The following is an 11,078-nucleotide window of genomic DNA, read 5'->3' on the forward strand; positions in this document are numbered from 1 at the left end:
CCGGCGGATCGTGCGCACCGCCGAGCTCACCCCGGAGGACGTCGTCCTCGAGGTCGGCCCGGGGCTGGGCTCGCTGACCCTCGGCCTGCTGCCGGTCGTCGCGCACGTCACCGCCGTCGAGATCGACCCCCGACTGGCCGCGCTGCTGCCGCGCACCGTGGCCGAGCGCGCTCCGGAGCCGGCCGACCGGCTCACCGTCGTCGAGGCCGACGCGCTGCGCATCCGCGAGGTCCCGGGGCCCGCTCCGACGGCGCTGGTGGCCAACCTGCCGTACAACGTGGCGGTGCCCGTCCTGCTGCACCTGCTGGAGCTGCTGCCGACACTGCGGCGCGCCCTCGTCCTGGTCCAGGCCGAGGTCGCCGAGCGGCTCGCCGCGGCCCCCGGCGCGCCGGCCTACGGCGTGCCGTCGGTGAAGGCCGCCTGGTACGGCGACGTGCGGCGGGCCGGCAACGTCGGACGGCGGGTCTTCTGGCCCGAGCCCAACGTCGACTCCGGCCTGGTCGCCCTGGACCGCCGTCCACCACCACCCGGTGACCGCGCGGCCACCTTCGCCGTCGTCGACGCCGCCTTCGCCACCCGCCGCAAGGGACTGCGCGCGGCGCTGGCCCGCTGGGCCGGCAGCCCGGCGGTCGCCGAGGCCCGGCTGCGCGCCGCCGGCATCGACCCGACCGCCCGCGGCGAGCAGTTGTCGGTCGAGGACTTCGCCCGGCTGGCCGCCACGGAGGCCCCGGCATGAGCTGGTCCTCACCCGGCGGCCCCGGCCGGCTGGCGGGGGACGGCGCCGTCGTCGCCCGCGCCCCCGCCAAGGTCAACGTGCACCTCGCGGTCGGGCCGCTGCGCTCCGACGGCTTCCACGAGCTGCGCACCGTCTACCTGGCCGTCTCGCTGTTCGACACGGTGACCGTGCGGCCCGGCGACGGGCTCTCGCTCACCGTCACCGGCGAGGGGACGACGGGCAGCGGTGCCGACGCCGTCCCGACCGACCGCCGCAACCTCGTCTGGCGGGCCGCCGAGCTGCTGGCCGAGCAGGCCGGGGTGCCCGCCGACGCCGCCATCACCATCGACAAGTCGATCCCGGCCGCCGCGGGGCTGGCCGGCGGCAGCGCGGACGCCGCCGCGGCGCTGGTCGCCCTCGACGCGCTGTGGGGCACCCACGCCACCCGCGGCGAGCTGACCGCGCTGGCCGCGCGCCTCGGCAGCGACGTCCCGTTCAGCCTGCTCGGCGGGGTGGCCCTGGGCTCCGGTCGCGGCGAGCAGCTGTCGCCGGTGCTGGCCCGCCGCCGCTGGGACTGGGTGCTCGGCATCGCCGGGGAGGGGCTGTCCACGCCGGTGGTCTACGCCGAGCTGGACCGGCTGCGGGCCGCGGGCCGGGTGCCCGACGGGGGGGAGCTGTCCGCACCCGACCCGGTGATCGCGGCGCTGCGCAGCGGGCCGGTCCCGGCGCTGGCCGCCGCGCTCGGCAACGACCTGCAGCCCCCGGCGCTCTCGCTGCGGCCGGACCTGCGGCGGGCGCTGCGTGCGGCGACGTCGGCCGGGGCCGTCGGCGCGCTGGTCAGCGGGTCGGGCCCGACGGTGGCCGCGCTCGCCGAGGACGAGGACTCCGCCGTCCGGCTGACCGCGGCGCTGGCCGGGGAGGGCGTCTACCGCACCGTCCGGGCCGTGCACGGACCGGTGCCCGGCGCGCGGCTGGTCGGCTGAGGGAGGACCCCCTCACCCCGCACCGTCGGAGGACCCCGTCCTCCCCGCTCCTCGCACGCTCGGGACGGGGCCGCGGCGGGACCCGCCGGGACGGCGACCGGCCGGCGGCTGCAGGTGGGCCAGGCCGTTGTAGGCCAGGTCCACCAGGTGGGCGGCGACCTCCTCCCTGCTCGGCGAGCGGCGCTCCAGCCACCACTGCCCGACCAGGGCGACCATCCCGACCAGTGCCTGGCTGTAGAGCCCGGCCAGCGCCGGGTCGTGGCCGCGGGCGCCGAACTGCGCGCCGAGGACGTGCTCCACCCGGTGCGCGACCTCGCCCAGCAGGGACGCGTAGCCGTCGGGCGGGCCGGCGACGGGGGAGTCGCGGGAGAGCACCCGGAAGCCGTCGGTGTCCTCCTCGATGTAGTCGAACAGGACGAGCGCGGCGCGCTCCAGCAGCTCGCGCGGGGAGCCGCCGGCGGCCAGGGCGGAGGTGAAGCGGTCCAGCAGCCGTTGCATCTCCCGGTCGACGACGACGGTGTAGAGCCCCTCCTTGCCGCCGAAGTGCTCGTAGACCACCGGCTTGCTGACGTCGGCGCGCGCGGCCAGCTCCTCGATGGAGGTGCCGTCGTAGCCGCGCTGGGCGAAGACCTCCCGGCCGACGTCGAGCAGCTGCTGGCGCCGCTGGGCGCCGGTCATCCGCACCCGGGGCCGCGCCGCGCTGCCGGTCGTGGCGACCGTCGTCCCCCGGCCCCGTCCAGAGGCTCGCCCCGAGCCTGCGAAGGGTGAGGGGGACGGGGTGTCCTTCAGGACGCGGCCGTCGCCGGCAGGCGGCGCTTGGCCGCCAGCCGGACCGGATCGGGCCACTTGACGCCGTGCGCCCAGCCCAGCTTCTCGAACACCCAGATGACGCGGGCGCTGATGTCGATCTGCCCGCGCAGCACGCCGTGCCGGGCGCAGGTCGGGTCGGCGTGGTGCAGGTTGTGCCAGGACTCCCCGGCGCTGAGGATCGCCAGCGGCCAGAAGTTGGTGGCGCGGTCCCGCGAGACGAACGGCCGGTTCCCCACCACGTGGCAGACCGAGTTGATCGACCAGGTCACGTGGTGCAGCAGCGCGACCCGCACCAGCCCGGCCCAGAAGAACGCCGTCCACGCGCCGGTCCAGCTCGCCGTCACCAGGCCGCCGATGACGGCCGGCAGCGCGAGGCTGAGGAACGCCCACACGACGAACAGCCGGCTGGTGCGGCGCAGGCCGGTGTCCTTGAGCAGGTCGGGGGCGTAGCGCTCGGCGCTGGTCTGCCGCCGGTCGAACAGCCAGCCCAGGTGGGCGTGCCACATGCCCTTGAGCAGCGCGCGGGCGTCGGTGCCGTAGCGCCACGGCGAGTGCGGGTCGCCCTCGCGGTCGGAGAAGGCGTGGTGCCGGCGGTGGTCGGCCACCCACTGCACGACCGGCCCCTGGATCGCCATGCAGCCGACGACGGCCAGCGCGATCCGCAGCGGCCGCGCGGCCTTGAACGAGCCGTGGGTGAAGTGCCGGTGGTAGCCGACGGTGATGCCCAGCAGCGTGAGGGAGTAGAAGCCGACGGCCAGGCCCACGTCGAGCCAGGACAGGCCCCAGCCCCACACGGCGGGGACGACGGCGGCCAGAGCGAGGAACGGCACGATGACGAAGACGTAGAGGGTGACCTGCTCCAGTGCCCCCTTCTCCTTGCCGAGGGCGTTCGCCGGGAGCCCGGTGTCGGGGACGGCAGGCCGGAGGACCGGGGCCGTGGGCCGGGTGCTGGCAGGAGCGGACAAGCGGCCTCCAGGTCGCGTCGTGCGGTCCGGCGAGGCCGCCGTACCGGTACGGGACCGTAAGCTACGTCACCGTAGGGAGCCCCGCCCGCCGGGCGCGGGGGTCGGTGCCCGACGGGGTGGACGCCTAGGCTCTCGGAGGGCGCCGGTCCGGTGTCCGTGCCACCCGCGATGGGGGATGGGGTAATCGGCAGCCCGCCGGCCTTTGGAGCCGGGAAGTCTCGGTTCGAGTCCGAGTCCCCCAGCAACGACAGACGCCCGAGGCCGAGGAGATCCGTGTCCGAACCGCTGCTGCCCGGTGCCGCTCCCGAGGGCGGGATCGCCGCCGTCGTCGTCCTCGCCGCCGGGCAGGGCACCCGGATGAGGTCGTCGACGCCCAAGGTGCTGCACGCCCTCGGCGGGCGCAGCATGCTCGGCCACGTCCTGGCCGCGACCGCGCCGCTGGCCCCTCGGCACACCCTCGTGGTGGTCGGCGCCGGCCGGGAGGCCGTGGAGGAGCACCTGGCGCAGGTCGCCCCCGACGCCCGGCCGGTCGTGCAGGAGGACCAGCGCGGGTCCGGGCACGCCGCGGCGGTGGCGCTGGCCGCCGTCCCCGACCTCCAGGGCGCCGTGCTGCTGGTCAACGGCGACGCCCCGCTGCTGCGGCCGGAGACGGTGACGTCGCTGGTCGACGCCCACCGCTCCGCGGGGAACGTGCTCACCGTGCTGACCGCCGAGGTCGACGACCCGACCGGCCTGGGCCGGATCGTGCGGGACGCCGACGGCGCGGTGCGGGCCATCGTCGAGCAGCGCGACGCCACCCCCGAGCAGCGCGCCATCCGCGAGGTCAACGCCGGCGTCTACGTCGGCGAGGCCGCCGCGCTGCGCCGGGCGCTGGGCTCCCTGGGCGAGGACAACGACCAGGGCGAGCAGTACCTCACCGACGTCCTCGGCCTGCTCGTCGCCGAGGGCGCCCCGGTCGGCGGTGCACCCGCCGAGGACCCGGTCGACGTGCTCGGCTGCAACGACCGCCGCGAGCTCGCCGCCCGCCGGCGCACGCTCAACGACCGCGTGCTCGACGACCTGATGCGCGCCGGCGTCACCGTCGTGGACCCGGCCACCACCTGGGTCGACGTCACCGTCACCGTCGCGGCGGACGCGCTGCTCGAGCCCGGCGTCCACCTCCGGGGGACGACGTCGGTCGCCACCGGCGCCGTCGTCGGACCGGACACCACCCTCGTGGACACCACCGTCGAGGAGGGCGCGAGCGTGGTGCGCTCGCACGTCCTCGACGCGGTCGTCGGCCCGCGCGCCACCGTCGGCCCGTTCAGCTACCTGCGGCCGGGCACCCGGCTGGCCGCAGGCTCCAAGGTCGGCGCCTTCGTCGAGACCAAGAACGTGCAGGTCGGCGAGGACTCCAAGGTGCCGCACCTCTCCTACGTCGGCGACGCCACGATCGGCCGTGGCTCGAACGTCGGCGCGGCGACGGTCTTCGTGAACTACGACGGCGTCGAGAAGCACCACACGCGGGTCGGCGACCACGTGCGCATCGGCTCGGACACCATGCTCGTGGCGCCGGTCACCGTGGGGGACGGCGCCTACACCGCGGCCGGCTCGGTGATCACCACCGACGTCCCCCCGGGGGCGATGGGCGTCGCACGGGCGCGCCAGCGCAATGTGGCAGGCTGGGTACGGCGGCGCCGTCCCGGGACGGCTGCCGCGCAGGCCGCCGAGGCGGCCGGGGATGCAGGGGCCGAGACGGCGGCAGACACTCGCGCGGAGGCGTCCGAGTAGGCCCGCCGGGCGCCCGACCGACGCGACGAGCAGGGGTGGACGAGCCGATGAGCGCGATCCGGCAGACGACCAGCAAGAGCCTGATGCTCTTCTCCGGCCGGGCCCACCCCGAGCTCGCGGAGGAGATCGCCGGACACCTCGGCGTGACGCCGACGCCGACCGCGTCCTACGAGTTCGCCAACGGCGAGCTCTTCGTCCGCTTCGAGGAGTCCGTCCGCGGCTGCGACGCGTTCATCGTCCAGAGCCACACCGCGCCGATCAACACGTGGCTCATGGAACAGCTGCTCATGGTGGACGCCGCCAAGCGCGCGTCGGCCAAGCGGATCACCGTCGTCGCCCCGTTCTTCCCCTACGCCCGGCAGGACAAGAAGCACCGCGGCCGCGAGCCCATCTCCGCCCGCCTGGTCGCCGACATGTTCAAGACCGCCGGCGCCGACCGGCTGATGACCGTCGACCTGCACACCGCGCAGATCCAGGGCTTCTTCGACGGCCCGGTCGACCACCTCTTCGCCCTCGACCTGCTGGTCGACCACGTCAAGGAGCGCTGGGGCGACCGCGACATCACCGTGGTCTCACCGGACTCCGGGCGGGTGCGCGTCTCGGAGCGGTGGAGCGACAAGCTCGGCGGCGTCCCGCTGGCCTTCATCCACAAGACCCGCGACCCGATGAGGCCCAACGAGGTCGTCGCCAACCGCGTCGTCGGTGAGGTCGAGGGCCGGGTCTGCATCCTGGTCGACGACATGATCGACACCGGCGGCACGATCGTGAAGGCCGCCGAGACGCTGTTCGACGCCGGCGCCGCCGACGTCATCGTCTGTGCCACGCACGGCGTCCTCTCCGGCCCGGCGGTCGACCGGCTGAAGAACAGCCGCGTCAGCGAGGTCATCGTGACCAACACGCTGCCCATCGAGCCGGCCCGCCAGTTCGACAAGCTCACCGTCCTGTCCATCGCCCCGCTGCTGGCGCGCGCGATCAAGGAGGTCTTCGAGGACGGCTCGGTGACGAGCCTCTTCGGCGGCGCGTCTTGACTGTCGGCCGACCGGCCCACCCCGCGGCCAGGTGCCGTCCCCGGCCGCCGCTGAGCCGCTGCCCGTGGACCGGTCGGGAGACCCTCCGGGCCCCCGCGACCGGTCCACCCCGCGGCCAGGTGCCGTCCCCGGCCGCCGCTGAGCCGCTGCCCGTGGACCGGTCGGGAGACCCTCCGGGCCCCCGCGACCGGTCCACCCCGCGGCCAGGTGCCGTCCCCGGCCGGCGCTGAGCCGCGACGTCCCGTCGTTGTCGTCCCGGTGCCGGACGCGGGGTCGTCGGGCGCTGAGGTATCCTCGATGAGTTGCCCGGCGAGGGAGACGGTCCGCCGTACTCCGTGATCGACGTGCGTGTGCCCTCCAGGGGCGTGCCGCGCCGTGTGCCGGCCACCGACCCGGATCCACCTCCCCGAGGAGCACACCACCGTGGCTGACTTCCGCCTCGTCGCCGAGGCCCGCACCGAGTTCGGCAAGGGCAGCGCCCGCCGCACCCGCCGGGCCGGCCGCGTCCCCGCCGTCCTCTACGGGCACGGCCAGGACGTCGTGCACCTGTCGCTGCCGGCCCGCGAGTTCGCCGCGGCGCTGCGCAACGGCGGCTCCAACGTCCTGCTGACCGTCGTCCTCGACGGCCGGGAGGAGCTGGCGCTCACCAAGTCGGTGCAGCGCGACCCGCTGACCCGCGTCCACGAGCACGTCGACCTGCTCCTGGTCCGCCGCGGCGAGCGGACCACCGTCGACGTGCCGATCGTCATCGTCGGTGAGCCCGGCGTCGACGCGATCGCGAACCACCAGCTGAACACCGTCTCGATCGAGGCCGACGCGACGAACCTGCCCGAGACGATCGAGGTCGACGTCACCGGTCACACCGCGGGGCAGAACATCACCGCGGCCGACCTGGCGCTGCCCGCCGGCGCGACGCTGGTCACCGACCCGGAGGCGCTCGTCATCGGCTTCCTGGGCGCCCCGACCGCCGAGGCCCTCGAAGCCGAGCTCGCCGAGGCCGAGGCCGAGGCCGGCATCGAGCGCGAGGAGTCCGCCGAGCCCGCCGAGGGCGTCGGCCAGGGCGACGTCGTCGCCGAGCCGCAGGACCAGGGCAGTGGCGAGTCCATGGAGTCCGCCGAGAAGGGCTGAGCGTCCTGACCGATAGCTCGACCCGCAGGGGCGCCGGCGATGCCGGCGCCCCTGCGGCCGTGTCCGAGGGGCCGTTCCTCGTCGTGGGGCTGGGCAACCCCGGCCCCTCCTACGCCGGCAACCGGCACAACGTCGGCGCGATGGTGCTCGACGAGCTGGCCGCCCGCGCCGGGGTGAAGCTGTCCCCCGGCAAGGGGAAGCGGGCGCGGACGCTGATCGGCGAGGGGCGGCTGGCCGGCCGCCGCGTCGTGCTGGCCCGGCCCACGTCCTACATGAACGAGTCCGGCGGCCCGGTCCGCGGTCTGCTCGACTACCACTCCATCCCGCCGGCCGACCTCGTGGTGCTGCACGACGAGCTCGACATCCCCTTCGCCAGCGTGCGGCTCAAGCGCGGCGGCGGCGAGGGCGGCCACAACGGCCTGCGGTCGATCTCGCGCTCCACCGGAACGAAGGACTACCTCCGGGTGCGCGTCGGCATCGGCCGCCCGCCCGGCCGCCAGGACCCTGCCGACTTCGTGCTCAAGGACTTCTCCGCGACCGAGCGCAAGGAGCTCGACCTCCTGGTCGCCGAGGCCGCCGACGCGACCGAGGAGCTCCTCGCGCAGGGCCTCGAGGCGGCGCAGAACGTCGTCCACCCCCGCACCTGACCGGGCGGCCCCCGGGTGGGTGACCCGCCGTCCCCAACGGGTGAACGGGTCCTCCCTGCATTGACCCCCCCGTGACGCGCTGTGATGGTCGATCCGACGTCGGGCGCCGTGCCCGGGCGAACTCCCTGCTCACAAGCGAGCAAGCGCCCGCGCACGAGTGACGCCGACTACACGTTGTCACGCGTGTCCGGGGGGAACCGTGCTGCTCGACCAGTCCACCGTCCGACTAGGGACGGCGTCCCGCGTGCTCGCGGAACCGCCGTCCACCCTGCGCCGTCCTCGGCTGTGGCGAGGCGGCGCCGCCTGGGCCGGCCGGTACTCGCGCGCCCTCACCGGCTTCGAGGTCGTGGCCGCCGTGGTGGCCGCCTGGACCGTCCTCGGAACCCACCCGCACGCCTCGCCGACGACCGTCCTGTTCTGGGCCACCGTCGGCCTCGTCGTCGTCTGGCCGGCGCTGCTGCACGCCACGGGCGCCCACGCCGAGCGGGTCTTCGGCACCGGCAGCGACGAGTACCGCGCCGTCGGGAGGGCCGGCTTCCTGCTGCTGGCCGTCGCCGGCTTCGTCTCCTACGCCGCCGACCTCGACCTCAGCCGGGCCCTGGTCGTCGGCGCGGTCCCCGCGTTGACCCTGGGCACCCTGCTCGGCCGGTTCGCCGCCCGCTGCGCGCTGCGCGGCCTGCGCGCGCAGGGCCGCTGCACCAAGCGGGTCGTCGTCGTGGGGCGCGGCACCGCCGCCCTCGAGCTGGTGGACCGGCTGCGCCGCGAGCGGTTCGCCGGGCTGGAGGTCGTCGCCGCCTGCGTCACCCCCGACGACCGTGACCGGGTGGCCCGAGTCGCCGGCGTCCCGGTCGCCGGTCTGGACGACGTCCTGACGCTGGCCGGCTCCCTCGGCGCGGACACCATCGCCGTCACCTCCGCCAGCGAGACCGCCTCGCAGTACCTGCGCTCGCTGTCCTGGCAGCTGGAGGGCACCGGCATCGAGCTGCTCGTCGCGCCCGGCCTCATCGAGGTCGCCGGCCCGCGGTTGCACATCCGCCCGTTCGAGGGGCTGCCGCTGCTGTCGGTGGAGCAGCCGCGCTTCGAGGGCTGGCCGCGGGTGGTCAAGGGCGGCCTGGACCGCGCGGTCGCCGCCCTGGCGCTGGTGCTCCTCGCCCCGGCCCTGCTCGCGATCGCCCTCGCCGTCAAGCTGACCAGCCCCGGCCCGGTGCTCTACCGCCAGGAGCGGGTGGGCGTGAACGGGCAGGCCTTCACGATGCTGAAGTTCCGCAGCATGGTCGTCGACGCCGACCGCCAGGTCGACGCGCTCGAGGCGCAGAACATCTCCGACGGCCTGCTGTTCAAGATGCGCGTGGACCCGCGGGTCACCCCCGTCGGCCGGGTGCTGCGCCGCCTGTCGCTGGACGAGCTGCCGCAGCTGTTCAACGTCCTCGGCGGCTCCATGTCGCTGGTCGGCCCGCGCCCGCCGCTGCCCGGCGAGGTCGCCCGCTACGACACGTCGGTCAGCCGCCGGCTGCTGGTCAAGCCCGGGCTCACCGGGTTGTGGCAGATCTCCGGGCGCTCCGACCTGCCGTGGGAGGAGTCCGTGCGGCTGGACCTGCGCTACGTCGAGAACTGGTCGCTGGCGATGGACCTGCTGATCCTCGTCAAGACCGTGCGCGCCGTGGTGAGCAGCTCCGGGGCCTACTGAGAGGACCACCCTTCCCCCACGCCTCGCAGGCTCGCCGCGGGTCCCTGAAGGTGGCCGCCCTGCCCCATCGCGGGGCCCGGAGGGGACCGCCTGCGCGGGCGTGCCCCGTGCGGGTGAGGGCACCCGCCGCACACCTCCCCATCAGCGCGGCGTCCGTCGATGCTCACCGAGGGCGACGACGGAACCCGCGCGTCCCGCACGCACACGTCGTCCGAGCTGTTCGGACGCGAGACGGAGGCCCAGTGGACCACTTGAGCATCGCCATGGTCGGCACGCGTGGCGTGCCGGCCCGGTACGGCGGCTTCGAGACGGCGGTGGAGGAGATCGGCCGCCGGCTGGCCGACGCCGGGCACCGGGTGGTCGTGTACTGCCGCACCGCCCCCGGGGCGCGGGAGGCGCCGCCGGCGGCGCACCTGGGCATGGAGCTGGTGCACCTGCCGGCCGCCCGCCGCCGGTCGCTGGAGACCCTCAGCCACACCGCCCTGTCGGTGCGCCACCTGGTGGCCCACCGCACCGACGCGGCCGTGCTGTTCAACGCGGCGAACGCGCCGCTGCTGCCGGCGCTGCGCGCCGCGCGCATCCCGGTCGCCACCCACGTGGACGGCCTGGAGTGGAAGCGGGCCAAGTGGGGCGGGGCGGGACGGCGGTACTACCGGGCCGCCGAGGCGCTCGCCGTCCGCTGGTCCGATGCGCTCATCGCCGACGCGCAGGGCATCGCGGACTACTACCGCGACGCCTTCGCCGCCCCCACCACGCTGCTGAGCTACGGCGCGCCGCTCATCGAGCCCGGCGCGGACCGGCTGGCCGAGCTGGGCCTGCAGCCGCGCGGCTACCACCTGGTGGTGGCCCGGTTCGAGCCGGAGAACCACGTCGACGTGATCGTCGAGGGCTACGCCGCGAGCGCGGCCGGCAAGCCGCTGGTCGTCGTCGGCTCGGCGCCCTACGCCGACGAGTACACCGCCCGGGTGCACGGGCTGGCCGACGACCGGGTGCGTTTCCTCGGCGGCGTCTGGGACCAGGAGCTGCTCGATCAGCTGTACGCCAACTGCGCGACCTATCTGCACGGGCACTCGGTGGGGGGCACCAATCCCTCGCTGCTGCGGGCGATCGGCGCCGGCGCGGCGGTGACCGCCTTCGACGTCGGCTTCAACCGGGAGGTGGTCGCCGACGCGGGGCGGTATTTCCGCACCCCGGCCGACGTCGCCCGCGAGGTCGTCGCGGTGGAGGCCGACCCCGAGTGGGTCGTCCGCTCCGGGCGGCGCGCCCGCGAGCTGGCCGGTGGCTACGACTGGGACGCCGTCGCCGCCGGCTACGAGGAGCTCGCCCGTGTCCTGGCCGGGCGGCG

10 protein-coding genes and 1 tRNA gene are annotated in these 11,078 nt (G+C 75.5%); 9 read left to right on the forward strand and 2 right to left on the reverse strand.

Annotated elements, in window-relative coordinates; genetic code table 11:
* Positions 1–10: 10 nt before the first annotated feature.
* Both rsmA and BLS21_RS22605 read left to right on the forward strand, forming a co-directional pair.
* Positions 11–736: a 16S rRNA (adenine(1518)-N(6)/adenine(1519)-N(6))-dimethyltransferase RsmA gene (rsmA, locus tag BLS21_RS22600; RefSeq protein ID WP_245700684.1), complete on the forward strand. Its 726-nt coding sequence runs from the start codon at positions 11–13 to the stop codon at positions 734–736.
* Positions 733–1,698 (forward strand): 4-(cytidine 5'-diphospho)-2-C-methyl-D-erythritol kinase, encoded by a 966-nt coding sequence (locus tag BLS21_RS22605; RefSeq protein ID WP_091223765.1) that lies wholly within the window; start codon positions 733–735, stop codon positions 1,696–1,698. The genes rsmA and BLS21_RS22605 overlap by 4 nt, the downstream gene beginning before the upstream one ends.
* A 12-nt stretch (positions 1,699–1,710) precedes the next feature.
* Here BLS21_RS22605 and BLS21_RS22610 read toward each other — a convergent pair whose 3' ends face one another.
* On the reverse strand, positions 1,711–2,376 hold the full coding sequence (locus tag BLS21_RS22610) for a TetR/AcrR family transcriptional regulator (protein ID WP_245700686.1): 666 nt from the start codon (positions 2,374–2,376) through the stop codon (positions 1,711–1,713).
* Positions 2,377–2,483: 107 nt separating this feature from the next.
* Entirely contained in the window at positions 2,484–3,473 is a 990-nt protein-coding gene (locus BLS21_RS22615) for an acyl-CoA desaturase (RefSeq protein ID WP_091223767.1), read from the reverse strand.
* A gap of 169 nt (positions 3,474–3,642) precedes the next feature.
* Between BLS21_RS22615 and BLS21_RS22620 the strand changes: the two genes are divergently transcribed.
* From BLS21_RS22620 to BLS21_RS22650, 7 genes are all read left to right on the forward strand, one after another.
* Positions 3,643–3,715: transfer RNA gene (locus BLS21_RS22620), tRNA-Gln, on the forward strand.
* A 31-nt stretch (positions 3,716–3,746) separates the two neighbouring features.
* Complete coding sequence (glmU, locus tag BLS21_RS22625; RefSeq protein WP_091223769.1) at positions 3,747–5,243, forward strand: bifunctional UDP-N-acetylglucosamine diphosphorylase/glucosamine-1-phosphate N-acetyltransferase GlmU; 1,497 nt, start codon at positions 3,747–3,749, stop codon at positions 5,241–5,243.
* A gap of 47 nt (positions 5,244–5,290) precedes the next feature.
* Entirely contained in the window at positions 5,291–6,271 is a 981-nt protein-coding gene (locus tag BLS21_RS22630) for a ribose-phosphate diphosphokinase (RefSeq protein WP_091223794.1), read from the forward strand.
* A 423-nt stretch (positions 6,272–6,694) separates the two neighbouring features.
* Positions 6,695–7,399, forward strand: coding sequence for a 50S ribosomal protein L25/general stress protein Ctc (locus tag BLS21_RS22635; protein WP_091223796.1), 705 nt, complete (start codon positions 6,695–6,697; stop codon positions 7,397–7,399).
* Between the two features lie 59 nt (positions 7,400–7,458).
* Positions 7,459–8,046: an aminoacyl-tRNA hydrolase gene (pth, locus tag BLS21_RS22640; protein ID WP_091223771.1), complete on the forward strand. Its 588-nt coding sequence runs from the start codon at positions 7,459–7,461 to the stop codon at positions 8,044–8,046.
* Between the two features lie 199 nt (positions 8,047–8,245).
* On the forward strand, positions 8,246–9,733 hold the full coding sequence (locus BLS21_RS22645) for a sugar transferase (protein WP_245700688.1): 1,488 nt from the start codon (positions 8,246–8,248) through the stop codon (positions 9,731–9,733).
* A gap of 242 nt (positions 9,734–9,975) precedes the next feature.
* Positions 9,976–11,078, forward strand: a 1,103-nt coding sequence (locus BLS21_RS22650; protein ID WP_245700690.1) for a DUF1972 domain-containing protein, incomplete at its 3' end; no start/stop codon positions are given.

Source organism: Geodermatophilus siccatus, assembly GCF_900103785.1.
GTDB classification, from domain to species: domain Bacteria; phylum Actinomycetota; class Actinomycetes; order Mycobacteriales; family Geodermatophilaceae; genus Geodermatophilus; species Geodermatophilus siccatus.